Consider the following 15993-nt stretch of genomic DNA (forward strand, 5'->3'; position numbering starts at 1 on the left):
ATTAGTCGAAGATCTTAGCAACAACACCAGCACCTACTGTACGGCCACCTTCACGGATAGCGAAACGTAGGCCTTCATCCATTGCGATTGGAGCGATTAGCTCTACTTGCATTTGGATGTTGTCGCCAGGCATTACCATTTCTACGCCTTCTGGTAGAGAGATATCACCAGTTACGTCAGTTGTACGGAAGTAGAACTGTGGACGGTAGCCTTTGAAGAACGGAGTATGACGGCCGCCTTCGTCTTTAGAAAGTACGTATACTTCTGACTCAAACTTAGTGTGTGGGTTGATTGAACCAGGTGCAGCAAGTACTTGACCACGTTCAACTTCATCACGCTTAGTACCACGTAGTAGTGCACCAACGTTCTCACCTGCACGACCTTCGTCAAGCAGCTTACGGAACATTTCAACACCAGTACATGTAGTCGTTGTCGTTTCTTTGATACCAACGATTTCTACTTCGTCACCTACAGTTAGGATACCGCGCTCGATACGGCCAGTTACTACTGTACCACGACCTTGGATTGAGAATACGTCTTCGATTGGTAGTAGGAATGGTTGGTCTACTGCACGCTCTGGCTCTGGGATGTAAGAGTCTAGTGCTTCAGCAAGCTCAACGATTTTCGCTTCCCACTGCTCTTCGCCGTTTAGTGCGCCTAGTGCAGAACCTTGGATAACTGGTAGGTCATCACCTGGGAAGTCGTACTCAGATAGAAGTTCACGAACTTCCATTTCTACTAGCTCTAGAAGCTCTTCATCATCAACCATGTCACATTTGTTCATGAATACGATGATGTAAGGGATACCAACCTGACGGCCTAGTAGGATGTGCTCACGAGTTTGTGGCATTGGACCATCTGTTGCAGCAACAACTAGGATACCACCGTCCATCTGTGCAGCACCTGTGATCATGTTCTTAACATAATCCGCGTGTCCTGGACAGTCTACGTGTGCGTAGTGACGTGATGGAGTGTCGTACTCTACGTGAGAAGTAGCGATTGTGATACCGCGCTCACGCTCTTCTGGAGCGTTATCGATAGATGCGAAGTCTTTCGCAACACCGCCGTACACTTTTGCAAGTGTAGTACAGATAGCAGCAGTTAGAGTTGTTTTACCGTGGTCAACGTGGCCGATAGTACCAACGTTAACGTGCGGTTTAGTACGTTCAAATTTTTCTTTAGACACGATCGTGTTCCTTCCTAGTTATGATTCGCCACGATCCGAATTGATCGAGACGCGCCAGAAATTGCTATTTTATGCGCCAACGTCAGTCAGCGCAATATTTGGACGCATTGATCTTCAAAAAAAACCAGACTTTTTTCAGATCAAGACGTTTCATTAGTAACCACGCGCTGCAATGATTTTATCTGCAAAGTTTTTCGGTACTTCAGCGTACTCGTTAAACTCCATAGAGTAAGACGCACGGCCTTGAGTTGCAGAACGTAGGTCAGTTGCGTAACCAAACATCTCAGATAGAGGTACTTGAGCGCGGACGATCTTAATACCCGCCACACCGTCATCCATACCTTCGATCATGCCGCGGCGACGGTTAAGGTCACCAACAACATCACCCATCCAATCTTCAGGAGTCGTTACTTCAACATTCATCATAGGCTCAAGAAGCACAGGTTGCGCTTCAAGCGAACCTTTCTTGAATGCCATCGAACCGGCGATCTTAAACGCCATCTCGTTAGAGTCAACATCGTGGTAAGAACCATCGAACAGCGTTGCTTTAATATCTAGTACCGGGTAACCCGCTACCACACCGCTATTCATTTGCTCTTCGATACCTTTCGATACCGAGCTGATGTATTCCTTAGGAACCACACCACCCACAATTTCGTCAACAAAGACAAAACCTTCGCCAGGTTCAGATGGCTCCAGTTTGATCCATACGTGACCGTACTGACCACGACCACCAGATTGACGAACAAATTTACCTTCAACTTCCGCACTTCCACGGATCGTTTCACGGTAAGCAACCTGAGGTTTACCTACATTACAGTCAACGCTGAATTCGCGTTTCATACGGTCAACGATGATATCTAGGTGAAGCTCACCCATACCAGAAATCAGAGTCTGACCCGTTTCGTCGTCCGTTTCGACACGGAAAGATGGATCTTCTGCCGCTAGTTTACCTAGTGCAATAGCCATCTTTTCTTGATCGGCAACAGAGCGAGGCTCTACCGCGATCTGAATAACAGGATCAGGGAATTCCATGCGTTCCAGAATCACTTTATGGTTCTGGTCACACAACGTATCACCTGTAGTCACGTCTTTTAGGCCAATCGCAGCGGCGATATCACCCGCACGGACTTCTTTAATTTCGTCACGCTTATTTGAGTGCATCTGTACGATACGACCAAAGCGTTCTTTCTTCTGCTTAACCGAGTTGTAAACCGCATCACCTGAGTTCACGACACCAGAGTAAACACGCATAAAGGTTAGCGTACCTACGAATGGGTCAGTTGCGATCTTAAATGCAAGTGCTGAAAACGGTTCGTTGTCGTCTGCGTGACGCTCAACTTCATTTTCGTTTTCATCAATACCTTTAATCGCAGGAACATCTACAGGTGAAGGCAAGTATTCAACGACTGCATCTAGTACCGCTTGAACACCTTTGTTTTTAAACGCACTACCACAAGTGGCTAGTACGATTTCGTTGTTTAGTGTACGAGTACGTAGAGCTTGTTTGATCTCTGCTTCAGTCAGTTCGCCTTCTTCAAGGTACTTATCCATTAGCTCTTCAGTCGCTTCTGCAGCAGACTCAACAAGGTTGTTGCGCCACTCTTCAGCGATTTCTAGCATATCAGCTGGAATATCTTCGTATGTAAAGGTTGTACCTTGGTCTTCTTCGTTCCAGTTGATCATCTTCATCTTGATCAGGTCGATAACACCCTTGAAGTCTTCTTCCGCACCAACGTTAAGTTGAATTGGAACAGGATTCGCACCAAGACGGTTTTTGATTTGATCAACAACGCGTAGGAAGTCAGCACCTGCACGGTCCATCTTGTTGACAAACACCATACGTGGAACGTGGTACTTGTCTGCTTGACGCCATACAGTTTCAGATTGAGGTTCAACACCTGATGAACCACAGAACACAACAACCGCACCATCAAGTACGCGTAGTGAACGCTCTACTTCGATTGTGAAATCTACGTGTCCAGGGGTATCGATAATGTTGATGCGGTGGTCTTGGAATTGCGCTTCCATACCACGCCAGAAAGTTGTAGTTGCAGCTGAGGTGATTGTAATACCACGCTCTTGCTCCTGCTCCATCCAGTCCATGGTTGCAGCGCCATCGTGCACTTCACCGATTTTATGAGAAAGACCAGTATAGAACAGAATACGTTCACTTGTGGTTGTCTTACCTGCGTCTACATGAGCGACGATACCAATATTACGGTAGCGCTCAATAGGTGTTTTACGAGCCACGATTGAATCCTCTTGAATTAGGGACTATTGCTATCTCTAGTAGATTTTAGGACTGCATAACGCAATTTTCCTTACCCCTAGATATAGCAATAGTTCCTAGGCTTGCGCATAGGAACTAGAGTAGCGCCGCAGGGATCCCTGCGGCACAGAAAGGTATTACCAACGGTAATGTGCGAACGCTTTGTTTGCGTCAGCCATGCGGTGAACGTCTTCACGTTTCTTAACCGCAGTACCTTTGTTCTCAGACGCGTCTAGCATTTCAGCAGCTAGGCGTTGAGCCATAGATTTTTCACCACGCTTACGCGCAGCTTCAACCAACCAACGCATAGCAAGTGCGTTACGGCGAACCGGACGTACTTCTACAGGTACTTGGTAAGTTGAACCACCTACACGGCGAGATTTAACCTCTACCGCTGGGCGAACATTTTCAAGAGCTTCTTCAAATACAGCTAAGTGATCTTTACCAGATTTCTCAGCCATTGCATCTAGTGCAGTGTAAACAATTTTCTCTGCAGTAGATTTTTTACCGTCAACCATAAGGATGTTAACGAATTTTGCCAGCAATTCAGATTTGAATTTAGGATCTGGAAGGATCTTACGCTGACCGATGACGCGACGACGTGGCATGGAATTTCTCCGTTGTCTTATTCTTCAGGTTATCCAAAACTTTTCAGTTTCTTCAAAAATTAAAATTTAATTTTAGTGTTTGGCCTTACTTAACGCTTCTCTTTAAAAGAAAAGACGATTAAGACTTAGGACGCTTCACACCGTACTTAGAACGACCTTGTTTACGGTCATTTACGCCAGCACAGTCTAGTGCACCACGTACTGTGTGGTAACGCACACCCGGAAGGTCTTTTACACGACCGCCACGGATTAGAACAACTGAGTGCTCTTGAAGGTTGTGACCTTCACCACCGATGTACGAAGTTACTTCGAAACCGTTTGTTAGACGTACACGACAAACTTTACGTAGTGCCGAGTTAGGTTTTTTAGGTGTAGTAGTGTAAACACGAGTACATACACCACGTTTTTGTGGACACGCTTCTAGTGCAGGCACGTTGCTTTTAACAACTTGCTTTGCACGAGGCTTACGTACCAACTGGTTAATAGTTGCCATTAACTAGCTCCTGATTTACTTGAAAGTAAGCTTTGTGAAAAATCTATCCCTAACTACTAGTGGCAGTTAGGGACGCAAAATTCTATTCAGCAGTGAGAGGTGTGTCAAGAAATATACGGATCTTTTTTGCTCAACTCTGAGCAAAAAGCGTAAACATACGACGACACAAAGTGAGCGGTGAGATTCGGCTACTCCCAAGTCACCGAATTTGCGTGTGTGACGGTCAATTCAACGAAACCATCATAATCGACAAGCGTAATATTTGAGCTGATTCGATTTTCTATACCACGAGCTTTGGCATCACTGACCAATACAGAGATATCCAGCCCCTGGATTTGACGATATGCCTTATGCTGAGGGTTAGCAGCAAACGCCGCCTGCTCAATAAGAATCAAGCTATCGCCGTCACTAAAGACAGAAACCACCTCTTCTAACGCTTGTATGTTTTTAACGATATGGAGCATGAAACACCTAGAATGTAAGTAATTTACCAGCGCTATGAAGCAGTTCACTTATCTCAGGATGCGTCAGTGACTGAGCATCAATGACCAAATCAGCTTGCGCTAAGCCTCTTTCTTCCAGAGAGCTCTGGCAGACGAAGACTTGCTCGATATCATAGAGATCAAATAGCTTCATCATCGGCGAGTAGTCTTTGCTTAATATATCTGCCGTTTGCTGGCCATGTAGCAACTGATAGACGCCATCGCCCATAAAGATGACACTGATGTCTTCACAGTACGCTGAAGCCGCCAGCAAAGCATCAACCCCTTCGCGGCCCGAGGAAAGGCTATGAGGTGCACTACGGAAGAGATACGTTAACTGACTCAAAACTGTACTACCCTATCTTGAACTAACATCGCTTCCGCCAAGCTACCTAAACCCGCTTGATGAAAACCTTGCGCTAAGTTGCTTTGACTCAAGCCATGCTGATTCGCTTCATCCTGGCTGACAATGCCACGACGCAAAGCAGCTGCAACACAGGTTTCAAGACGAACATTGTGTTCGTGAGCAAGCTCTTGCCACGCTTTAACGAGGTCAAATTCGTCATTGGCAGGGACGGTCAACGCGCTGCCATTCGTTACGCCATCTTGATAAAAGAAAACGCTAACCAAGGTATGCCCTTTAGCTATCACAGCTTGAGCAAACTGATAGGCACTACGCGCAGATTGACTGCCGTAGACCGAGCCATTCACCACTAAGGTATAAGTCAATTGACTCAACTTTCTTCATCCTCAGTTTTACGTTGGCGAATATAGAGGTAAACGGTATGCTTAGAGATATTCAAGCGATCGGCTACACGGTTAATCGCATCTTTAATATCGAAGATACCTTTATCGTATAGCTCCATCACGATTTGACGATTCTTAGTATTGTTCGACACTGACTTATCGGCGTTGATTTCTTCAATCGTACGTTCAACCGTTTGATCCACCAGCTCTTCAACGTCACTTGCAAAGTTTACCGACGATGCGGCTTGTTTGGCCTCTTCGGTTGGCATGAACGATTGCAAAACCTGAGAAAAAGGTGCATCCAGATTAACGTTAATACAAAGCAAACCAATCACGCGGTTTTCACCGTTGCGGATAGCGACTGTGATCGACTTCATCAATACGCCACCTTTCGCTCGGGAAAAATACGAACGAGAAAAGTTGCGCTCTGAACCTTCGATATCACGCAGCATTTTTAGTGCTAAGTCAGTGATTGGCGAACCGACTTGACGACCGGTGTTTTCACCATTGGCGATCTTAATCGCTGAGGTATTCAAGTCTTCAAGCGAGTGAAGAACGATTTCACAAAACGGACCGATGAGACTCGCAATCCCATCGACGACAGCTTCATAAGATCTAAGAATAATTTTGTCGTGCTCACTAAATGGCATCACATTAACAGATTCCATTTCGAGCAGCATATCCGTGTTTACTGTTTCTGTAGTTGTCACTTCTTTGAGCCTTAGAGCGAAAAATCAACAAATTGGTGTAAGTTTATCAGAAATTTTGAATAGCACACCTAGCTAACCTGTCATCTAGTGATTTAGAACAAAAAATTCGTTAGTTATATTTCATCATAGCGAGAAATAAAAAAGGCTTGGAATCATCCAAGCCTTTAACATGTTCACTATTTAAGCTTATTTAGCTGCTTCACCGTTATCGATTTTCAGCAGTTCAACTTCAAACACTAGGGTAGAGTTTGCAGGAATAGTCGGCGTATCTTGCTCACCGTATGCAAGCTCTGGCGGAATAACAAACTTGAACTTAGAACCGACAGACATTAGCTGAACGCCTTCAGTCCAACCAGGAATTACACGGTTTAGTGGGAAGGTAGCTGGTTCACCACGATCGTAAGAACTATCAAATTGAGTACCATCAATCAAAGTACCTTTATAGTGCACTTGAACGGTATCGGTTTCTTTTGGTTTCTCACCTTTTGCTGGTGTAATTACTTGATACAGCAATCCAGAATCCGTTTTTACTACGCCTTCTTGTTTTTCAAACTCAGCACGGAATTTATCCCCTTTGCTCTTCGCTGCAGCGGCTTTTTCAGCGGCTTGCTTTTTCATTGTTTCAGCAACACGCTTGTCCAACGACTCGAGAGCAGCACGAGTTTCTTCTTCATTTAGCTCCGGCTTACCGGCAAATACGTGCTCAATACCTTTCAGTACAAGATCTTTATTTAGCTCAATACCAATCTCACTTGGCTTATCTAAACTTGTATTGAGGTAATTGGCAAAAGAGACACCAATTGCGTATGCCGCTTTGTCATCTTCTGTTTTAAAGTGAACCGCTTTGCCTGTTTCTGCTTGTACTTGCTCTGCTGCAGGTGTTGCATCTGTTTTAGGTTCTTCTTTTTGACAGCCAGCAGCTAGTGCTACAGTTGCAGCAAGCAGTGACACTTTAAAAAATGATTTCATTTAACTCTCCAGTTGAGACTTTTGTCTTTGTGCACAGTTCTTTAAGAAAGACTGGTACACATTCGCATGTTGTACCAATATAACCAATATGCATTTTAATTAAACGTAAACAAACGGATATTTGAACTTAATGCGTATAATTTTTAACTCACTAATCATTGCTGTTGTCATCTTTTCGTTAAATGGGTGTTTTTTCTCAACCCAAGATGCACAACGTTGGACCATCGAGCCTCAAGGCACTACTAGCTTTGCACTCAGCCGGGATGCACGCTTTGCCCTGCTCTACTCCAGAGAACACCAGTTAGTTCTTTGGGATCTTATTGAGAGTCAAGAGCTTGCTTCTCTAGGCCCACAAGATCCGCAATCGAGCACCGTTTCACAAATTCGAATCTCGGATAATGGACGCTTTGCCGTCACCGCAACCCAAATAAACTTTGCCGTATGGGATTTAGCTTGGACTCAAGCGCAAGGCTTATGGTCTATTTCTGATGGATTAATCCGTGACATTGATATTGCAAGTAACGGGGACCAAGTATTACTCGGCCTCTCAAATGGCAAAGCCATCTACGTAAACTTAGTCACCGGACGACGTCTAGAGTTCCTTGCTCACAATGAAAAAATTAATTCGGTGGCTCTTTCTCCCAATGGCCGCTTCGCTCTGTCAGGAGGAAACGACTATAAAGCATACCTTTGGAACACTGATACTGGGCAAATTATTCACACCTTTGAGCATGAACAAAGAGTCAATCGTGTGGCCTTACAGCGTGATGGTCAGTTAGCATTTACTTCTGACGGTGGTAACCAAGCGATCATATGGGAGCTCCCATCCGGAAAGAAACTCTCTCAACTGAGTAGTTTTTCACGCCAACTTATTTTCTCTACTGCGCGTTTTTCCGATGACGGCAAGTACTTAGTCACAGGAACACCTTCAAGCCGAATCATGGTTTGGGACACTCAAAGCGGTAAAAGGGTCGATGGTTTCGAAGCCGAGCCGCTAAAAGATACTCGCCCTCCTCGCGCAGTGGTGTATGATGCAGCCTTTGATAGCCAGAACCGCGTCATTACCGGCACATCCGCTGGGATAGCTCAAGCTTGGGACGTGGACTATTAACAACGAAGAACCGTTAACGATGACAGAAAAGCGAATTGAACAGTTAGAAAGCCGTGTAAATGACCTAGAGTGTCAGTTAGCTTTCCAAGAGCAAACTATTGAAGAATTGAATGATGCGCTGAGCCAGCAGCAGCTACTGATCACCAAGATGCGCGATCAGATGAAATACGTAGTTGGCAAAGTAAAAAACATGGACTCTTCAAATCTTGCCGATCAATCTGAAGAGACACCACCTCCTCACTACTAGTGAGTGACCACTTAGCGATTCCAAGGCTAACTAAATATATAAGCAATAACAGCTCCAGCAACGACCAGACAGCCGCCAATTCGACGTAATTGGTTGTCAGACTGTTGACTCATCTCAGCAACCATACGGCGCCAGCCATTAGGTGCGATCAGTGGGCCTAATCCTTCGACGATAAGTACTACCCCAAATGCCAACCATAATGAATTCGACATAGTTAACCTACTTGTACTAGAAACCAAAAATAAAGGCTCCATCAGGAGCCTTAATCATAACTGAATAGCCATTACTTCGCTGGTGCACCGTTGGCGTTATTCATGTACTGGAAGAAGTCACTCTTCGGATCCAATACTAGAATGTCACTCTTGTTGCTGAACGATTTCTCGTACGCTTTCAGAGAGCGCATAAAGCCATAGAACTCAGGATCTTTATTGTAAGCATCAGAGTAGATCTTTGCTGCTTTCGCGTCCGCATCACCACGTGTTACACGTGCTGTCTTATCTGCTTCAGCAAGAACTGTTGCCACTTCTAGTTCAGCTTGTGCACGGATCACTTCCGCACGCTCACGACCTTGAGAACGGTGTTTACGAGCAACCGACTCACGCTCTGCACGCATACGCTTGTAGATAGAGTCACTGATGTTATCAGGAAGGTTGATTTTCTTCATACGGAAATCAACAATCTCAACACCTAAGTCCGTTAGCGCACTGTCACGTGTACCTTCCAGTACATTTGCCATGATCTTGTCACGCTCACCATCAATCTCTAGTGCTTCTTTTGCCGCTTCTGTTGTTACTTCTTCACTGTCTACGCTATCAGGTAGAACATCGTTATTACGTGGACCAGACACAATCTGTTTGATTTCACGTGCACCGATTTCAGAACGAAGAACGTCAGTCACTTTACGCTCAAGCAGCGCTTCAGCCGTTAGTACATTACCGCCGCCAGTTGTCAGGTAGAAACGACCGAAGTCTTCGATACGCCACTTAACGTAAGTATCGATGATAACGTCTTTTTTCTCTGACGTTACGAAACGGTCAGAACGGCCATCCATTGTCTGAATACGCGCATCAAGTGTTTTCACACGGTCAAACAGAGGCATTTTGAAATGAAGGCCAGGTTCGTAGATCTTCGATACGCCATTGTCATCTAAGACACGACCGAATCGGATAACTAGGCCTCGTTCACCCTCTTGGATAACGAATACTGACATCAGCAGCAATGCAATCGTTACGACTAATACAGGGATCATTAACTTACGCATTCTTAATATCTCCCTTGACGTGAACCAGTTGTACGAGATTGCGAGTCTGAAGTTGTGTCATTTGACTGAGTTTCAAGCTCAATTTGGTCGTAAGCCGATGTTGTTTTCGCTTTACGTTTAGTTTGAGTTTGACCTTCGCCCGCTAACTTGTCGATTGGCAAGTAGAGTAAGTTGCCACTTGACTCTGAATCGATCAGAACCTTAGAAGTATTGCTGTAAACTTCTTCCATCGTATCTAGGTACAGACGGTTACGAGTAACTTCTGGAGCCGCTTGATATTCAGGTAGTAGTTTTTCAAACTGAGCTACTTGACCCAATGCTTCGTTTACAACGCGCTCAGAGTAACCCAGAGCTTCTTTCTTCAGACGCTCAGCACGACCTGTCGCTTTAGGAAGAATATCGTTACGGTAAGCTTCTGCTTCACGTTCGAAACGCTCCTCATCCTCACGAGCCGCGATAGCATCATCGAATGCATCTTTAACTTGCTCAGGTGGACGTGCAGACTGGAAGTTGACGTCAACGATGACAACACCCATGTCGTAGCTATCAATAATTTCATTCAGCGTTTCTTGCGTGCTTTGACGAATCTGTTGACGACCACTTGTCAGGATACTATCCATCAAAGAGTCACCCACAACAGCACGTAGCGCAGAATCGGTCGCTTGGCGTAAGCTGTCGTCTGCGTTCGTTACGCGGAATAGGTATTTGTATGGGTCTGCAACACGGTACTGGACATCCATTGCAACCGTCACAACGTTTTCATCTTTAGTCAGCATTAGACCTGATGAACGAAGAGAACGAATTGCCTGAACGTTAACGGCCTCATACTCGTCAATAAAACGAGGACGCCAGTTAAGACCAGGATCGACCACGCGATCATATTTACCTAGGCGTAGTACCACACCACGCTCAGCTTCACCGATAGTGTAAAAGCCGGCGAAGAACCAAATAGCTATTGCGATTGCTGCGATAACACCAAAACCTAGTGCACCACCGCCACCAATAGACGATCCTTTACCACCTTTGCCACCAAACTTTCCACCCAGTTTCTGACTTAGTTTATTAAATACTTCGTCCAAGTCTGGCGGTCCTTGATCACGGCCACCTTTGTTACCACGATTGTTATTACCCCAAGGGTCATTATCGCGGCCATTGTTGCCGTTGTTATTACCAGGCTCATTCCACGCCATTAGAAAGCTCCATCATTTGATATGACGTTATACTGTAGCAGTCATTTAAGTAACTATAAAGTCACGTAAAACTGCCTCATCTCTTTTTTCAAGTCTAGACCAATCCGCCTGTTGCATTCGAACTTCAATCAACAGGTTACCTTCTTGGTCATATTCTTCTCGTTGAATACACTTCATCTGAAAGAATGTACTACGAAGTCTGCCTTGATGTTGTGGCGGAATTCGCATTTGGTGCTGAACCATTTGACTTGCCAAACGTTCAGTCAGCGCGTCAAACAAGAGTTCAATCCCCTTGCCTTCCATTGCTGAAACCCAAACCGTTTGAGGGACACCTTCGTCATCCCTATCGATTCGAGGGTTCTGACCTTCGAGGTTATCGATCTTGTTCATGACAACCAACGCCGGAATTTCATCCGCATCGATTTCAGCTAGTACCTCATGAACAGCTTGAATATTCTCACGAAAACGCTCATCACTGGCATCAACAACATGTAACAAAATGTCAGCTTCTTGCGTTTCTTGAAGTGTTGCTTTAAACGCAGCAACCAAATCGTGTGGTAAGTGTCGAATGAAACCTACCGTGTCAGCCAAAATAGCCGGACCGACATCTGAAAGCTCGATCTTACGCAAAGTAGGATCCAAAGTAGCAAACAGTTGGTCAGCAGCATAAACACCCGCTTCGGTGATTCGGTTAAACAGCGTCGACTTCCCGGCGTTGGTATAACCCACGAGGGAAACAGTCGGGATTTCCGCTCGACTTCTTGCACGGCGACCTTGTTCACGTTGTTTAGCCACTTTCTCTAAACGACGTAATATCGTCTTAATACGTACACGCAATAAACGTCGGTCAGTTTCTAGCTGAGTTTCACCTGGACCACGTAAACCAATACCACCTTTCTGTCTTTCAAGGTGTGTCCAACCACGAATCAATCGAGTAGATATATGGCGTAGCTGAGCAAGTTCGACTTGTAGCTTACCTTCGTGGGTACGGGCACGCTGAGCAAAGATATCAAGAATTAGACCAGTACGGTCTAGTACGCGACATTTACACAACGCTTCAAGGTTACGTTCTTGGGCAGGAGAGAGGGAGTGATTAAAAATCACAATATCAGCACCAGCCAATTGCACGGCTTGTGCAATCTCTTGGGCTTTACCCTCTCCGACATAGTATTTAGGGTGTGGTGACTGGCGACTTCCTGTTACAACTTGTAACGTAGAAACGCCAGCAGAAGAGACCAGCATCTCAAATTCACTGAGATCTTCCCACTCCCCTTCTTGCGTGAAGTTGATATGAACAAGTACGGCTCGCTCACCGGCTTCATAACGGTCAAACAAGCAATCAACTCCTTAAAAACTAAATAGGTAATTCAGAAAATTAATCTTCTGATTTCTCTGGACGATCACCTTGTGGACGATCACCGCTATGGTGGCTCACTGGACGAGCAGGAACTACCGTAGAAATAGCGTGCTTGTACACCATTTGGTTAACTGTGTTTTTCAGCAAGATAACAAATTGGTCAAATGACTCGATCTGACCTTGTAGTTTAATTCCGTTTACAAGGTAGATAGATACTGGAATACGTTCACGACGTAATGCATTTAAGAACGGGTCTTGTAAAGATTGCCCCTTAGCCATTTTTATTTTCCTTATTTTGTAATTTTGTTTTAGTTATTTAGCTAGTGGTGCGCTGCACAAAGTGCGGCCTTTGCTCTGAGCTAAACGAATAAAATAACACCCTGTCGTTACCTGTTATGACGACTTTAAACCGAAATTTCAAGTAACAGATCCTTTACAGGGTACATTCACGCAAAAGCGATCACATTATACACAGCTAAAACCTTCAGATGCTATTGCATTTGAAACAGTTTCTAGCGCGTGTTCAATGTTCTCACTATCTAACCAAGTTAAATCATCCCAGCTGCGTAACCAGGTGATTTGTCGCTTGGCCAATTGACGAGTTGCACAGACACCTTTAAAGATAGCGTCATCTAACGTGCAATTCCCATCCAAATAGTCCCACATCTGCCTATAACCTACACAACGAATCGATGGTAGATCCGGATGAAGATCATCACGAGCATAAAGTGCTCGCATTTCATCTTCAAAACCCGCTTCTATCATTTTCTCGTAGCGTAGTTCAATTCGACGATGGAGCTCAGCCCTTTCCTTGGGAGCTATTGCAAACTGTTTAACTCGATAAGGCAGACTTTCGCCTTTGATTTGAGTCAACTCAGTAAGAGTTTTACCTGAAATTCGATAAACTTCCAATGCCCTAGACAATCTTTGTGGATCATTCGGGTGGATTCTCTCAGCGGAGACAGGATCAATCTCTTTCAGTTCATCGTGGAGCTTATCCCAGCCGTCAGTCAATGCTTCTTGCTCAATTTGCTGACGGATCTCTGGATTCGCAGCTGGAAGAGGTGATAAGCCTTCCAACAATGCCTTGTAGTAAAGCATTGTGCCCCCCACTAATAGTGGGATCTTGCCCTGCTTAACGATTTTGTTCATTTCATTCAACGCATCACGGCGAAAATCGGCGACTGAATAGGCTTCACGAGGATCTAAAATATCGATCAAACGGTGAGGTGCTAACGCCTGCTCTTGCGCATCAGGCTTAGCAGTACCTATGTCCATCCCTTTGTAAATCAAAGCTGAATCGACTGAGATTATCTCTACTGGGTACTTCTTTCTTAGGCGAATCGCTAAATCTGTTTTGCCTGATGCGGTTGGCCCCATTAAAAACAGAGCCAAAGGTAATTCTTTGTTTTTCATAATTCTAAAGCTGCAATAGTTGCAGAAAAATCAACAGGCCTGACGAAGGTGGCGTCCCCTAGTGGAAGCTGCCCCTGCCAAAGTTGTTCAATATCAGCAATGATTTGAATTGCTTCCGATAAAGTGTAGTCGCTTTTTACCTGAGTAATTTGATCACTTAACCAGTTTGCTAACTGGGCATGATCTAGTGGCTGTTCGCTGGCGACATACGAAGCGGCGTAAGATAACAGATCTGGCAACAGTTGTTGTAGATTTTGTTGTCGAAGCGGCTGCGGCACCCCCATGATCATCAACGCCTTGCTACCACGTGCTTTCAATTCAATGCCAAATACTTTCAACACTGGCTCTAGCTTATTGGCGGTATCAAGTAATTCATCATCCAATTTAAGAGATAACGGCACTAATAGTGGTTGGCTCTTTAAACTGCCGCGGTGTGTAGCTAATTGACCATTGACTCGCAGCCACTCTGCTTTCGCCAAGTTCACCAAGCAAGTACCTGTCTTACCGCCCATCACCAGATAATGCCCTTGAACCACATGCATCGCTTTACCTAAAGCTTCGACCACAGGCAATGGTGCTTGTTCCATAGTTTTTTCTTGCTTAGGCTGCTCTGCTTGAATGGGTTCGCACTCTGGCGTCTGCATTAGCTCTTGGTAGGCCTTTACTTCTCGCTGGCTTGGCGCAGGTTCGCTATAACGCTCAGTAACCCTTGGCTTACTGGTAGGGCGCGACTCATTCCACTCACTGCTAGGTCGCGCTTCACGAAGATTGTCTCTACTTTGTTGATAATCCGTTTTACCCGGATAGGAAGGGACCGATTCGATCGCTTGATATTCTTGCGAAGAGACTTGTGCTGACGACTCGACAGGAGCCACCTCAGACTCAGTATGCGCAGGCTCGATATGGAAAGCGGAAGCAGTTTGCTCTGGTTTGTCGATATGAGCGCTTTGCGCTAGAGCGTCACTTAGCGCTTGATAGATAAAATCATGCACTAGTCGTGCTTGATGGAAACGCACCTCATGCTTAGCAGGGTGAACGTTAACATCGACTTGGTGCGGATCAAGCTCAATAAACAATACATAGGTAGCAAATTGATCTGGGCGCAGGCTGGTTTCGTAACTCTGACGGATCGCGTGATTGATCAACTTGTCACGCATCATCCGCCCATTGACGTAGCAGTACTGAAGATCACTTTGTTGGCGAGCCCCTTCTGGCGCCGTAATCCAACCGTGAAGTTTTAACCCTTGGTGCTCCAGCTCAATTTTGAGCATATGACGAACAAACGCACTGCCGCACACTGCCGCGATACGTTTCTCTGCCTGTGCATCAGTTTTCGCTGCTCGGTACTGTTTGATCAACTTGCCGTTGTGTCTCACGTTGATCGTCACATCGAAGCGACTTAAAGCAATTCGCTTGAGCAGCTCATCAATATGGGCAAACTCGGTTTTTTCGGTACGGAGAAATTTACGCCGTGCTGGCGTATTGAAAAACAGATCGAGCACTTCTACTGTGGTGCCAATCGGGTGCGCTGCAGGTTGCAATTTGACCTGCATCTCTCGTCCTTCACTGTATGCAGACCAAGCTTGCTCTTGTGTCGCAGGGCGGGACGTCATCGTCAAACGAGAAACAGAGCTGATACTTGCCAGAGCTTCACCACGAAAGCCTAAACTGATGATGGCTTCAAGATCATCCAAGGTGTGAATCTTGGAGGTTGCATGACGACTAAGTGCAAGGCCAAGCTCATCTTTGACGATGCCTTTGCCGTTATCTCGCACGCGAATCAGCTTAGCGCCACCCTTCTCAATATCAATATCGATACGCGTAGCACCTGAATCTAAGCTGTTTTCCACCAACTCTTTGACAACAGAAGCGGGTCTCTCAACCACTTCACCCGCAGCTATTTGGTTAGCAAGACGAGCTGGAAGAATTTTAATCGTCATGTTT

Annotated in this window: 18 protein-coding genes; 2 read left to right on the forward strand and 16 right to left on the reverse strand. The window is 45.4% G+C overall.

Annotated elements, in window-relative coordinates:
- Position 1: 1 nt before the first annotated feature.
- The 9 genes from tuf to fkpA form a co-directional block, all read right to left on the reverse strand.
- Positions 2-1186, reverse strand: coding sequence for an elongation factor Tu (tuf, locus tag ACU01J_RS19390; protein WP_481087171.1), 1185 nt, complete (start codon positions 1184-1186; stop codon positions 2-4).
- A gap of 153 nt (positions 1187-1339) precedes the next feature.
- Positions 1340-3439, reverse strand: coding sequence for an elongation factor G (gene fusA, locus ACU01J_RS19395; protein WP_481087172.1), 2100 nt, complete (start codon positions 3437-3439; stop codon positions 1340-1342).
- Between the two features lie 156 nt (positions 3440-3595).
- Positions 3596-4066: a 30S ribosomal protein S7 gene (gene rpsG / locus ACU01J_RS19400; RefSeq protein WP_004415829.1), complete on the reverse strand. Its 471-nt coding sequence runs from the start codon at positions 4064-4066 to the stop codon at positions 3596-3598.
- A 118-nt stretch (positions 4067-4184) separates the two neighbouring features.
- Positions 4185-4559 (reverse strand): 30S ribosomal protein S12, encoded by a 375-nt coding sequence (gene rpsL, locus ACU01J_RS19405; protein ID WP_004399892.1) that lies wholly within the window; start codon positions 4557-4559, stop codon positions 4185-4187.
- Between the two features lie 188 nt (positions 4560-4747).
- A complete protein-coding gene (gene tusB / locus ACU01J_RS19410) occupies positions 4748-5023 on the reverse strand; it encodes a sulfurtransferase complex subunit TusB (RefSeq protein ID WP_481087173.1) in 276 nt (91 codons plus the stop codon).
- Between the two features lie 7 nt (positions 5024-5030).
- Positions 5031-5387, reverse strand: a complete 357-nt coding sequence (gene tusC, locus ACU01J_RS19415; RefSeq protein ID WP_481087174.1) for a sulfurtransferase complex subunit TusC — start codon at positions 5385-5387, stop codon at positions 5031-5033.
- The gene (tusD, locus tag ACU01J_RS19420) at positions 5384-5779 is read right to left on the reverse strand and encodes a sulfurtransferase complex subunit TusD (RefSeq protein WP_481087175.1); all 396 of its coding nucleotides are present in this window, start codon (positions 5777-5779) and stop codon (positions 5384-5386) included. Before tusD ends, tusC begins: the two co-directional genes overlap by 4 nt.
- Complete coding sequence (locus ACU01J_RS19425) at positions 5776-6498, reverse strand: helix-turn-helix transcriptional regulator (protein ID WP_481087176.1); 723 nt, start codon at positions 6496-6498, stop codon at positions 5776-5778. The genes tusD and ACU01J_RS19425 overlap by 4 nt, the downstream gene beginning before the upstream one ends.
- Before the next feature lie 186 nt (positions 6499-6684).
- A complete protein-coding gene (gene fkpA, locus ACU01J_RS19430; protein WP_481087177.1) occupies positions 6685-7467 on the reverse strand; it encodes an FKBP-type peptidyl-prolyl cis-trans isomerase in 783 nt (260 codons plus the stop codon).
- A gap of 130 nt (positions 7468-7597) precedes the next feature.
- Here fkpA and ACU01J_RS19435 point away from each other — a divergent pair, with 130 nt between their 5' ends.
- Both ACU01J_RS19435 and ACU01J_RS19440 read left to right on the forward strand, forming a co-directional pair.
- The gene (locus ACU01J_RS19435) at positions 7598-8578 is read left to right on the forward strand and encodes a WD40 repeat domain-containing protein (RefSeq protein ID WP_481087178.1); all 981 of its coding nucleotides are present in this window, start codon (positions 7598-7600) and stop codon (positions 8576-8578) included.
- A 19-nt stretch (positions 8579-8597) separates the two neighbouring features.
- The gene (locus tag ACU01J_RS19440; RefSeq protein WP_053441738.1) at positions 8598-8825 is read left to right on the forward strand and encodes a SlyX family protein; all 228 of its coding nucleotides are present in this window, start codon (positions 8598-8600) and stop codon (positions 8823-8825) included.
- A 26-nt stretch (positions 8826-8851) separates the two neighbouring features.
- Here the strand turns inward: ACU01J_RS19440 and ACU01J_RS19445 are convergent, their stop codons facing one another.
- The 7 genes from ACU01J_RS19445 to mutL form a co-directional block, all read right to left on the reverse strand.
- Positions 8852-9037: a DUF2065 domain-containing protein gene (locus ACU01J_RS19445; protein ID WP_481087179.1), complete on the reverse strand. Its 186-nt coding sequence runs from the start codon at positions 9035-9037 to the stop codon at positions 8852-8854.
- Between the two features lie 71 nt (positions 9038-9108).
- Positions 9109-10086, reverse strand: a complete 978-nt coding sequence (gene hflC / locus ACU01J_RS19450) for a protease modulator HflC (RefSeq protein WP_481087180.1) — start codon at positions 10084-10086, stop codon at positions 9109-9111.
- A gap of 2 nt (positions 10087-10088) precedes the next feature.
- Complete coding sequence (gene hflK, locus ACU01J_RS19455; protein ID WP_481087181.1) at positions 10089-11276, reverse strand: FtsH protease activity modulator HflK; 1188 nt, start codon at positions 11274-11276, stop codon at positions 10089-10091.
- A 45-nt stretch (positions 11277-11321) separates the two neighbouring features.
- Positions 11322-12611 (reverse strand): ribosome rescue GTPase HflX, encoded by a 1290-nt coding sequence (gene hflX, locus ACU01J_RS19460; protein ID WP_004415845.1) that lies wholly within the window; start codon positions 12609-12611, stop codon positions 11322-11324.
- A 40-nt stretch (positions 12612-12651) separates the two neighbouring features.
- Positions 12652-12912: an RNA chaperone Hfq gene (gene hfq / locus ACU01J_RS19465; protein WP_004415850.1), complete on the reverse strand. Its 261-nt coding sequence runs from the start codon at positions 12910-12912 to the stop codon at positions 12652-12654.
- Positions 12913-13098: 186 nt separating this feature from the next.
- Positions 13099-14049: a tRNA (adenosine(37)-N6)-dimethylallyltransferase MiaA gene (gene miaA, locus ACU01J_RS19470; RefSeq protein WP_481087182.1), complete on the reverse strand. Its 951-nt coding sequence runs from the start codon at positions 14047-14049 to the stop codon at positions 13099-13101.
- Complete coding sequence (gene mutL, locus ACU01J_RS19475; RefSeq protein WP_481087183.1) at positions 14046-15989, reverse strand: DNA mismatch repair endonuclease MutL; 1944 nt, start codon at positions 15987-15989, stop codon at positions 14046-14048. Before mutL ends, miaA begins: the two co-directional genes overlap by 4 nt.
- Between the last annotated feature and the right edge of the window lie 4 nt (positions 15990-15993).

It is taken from the genome of Vibrio sp. 2433-A1, from assembly GCF_056726085.1.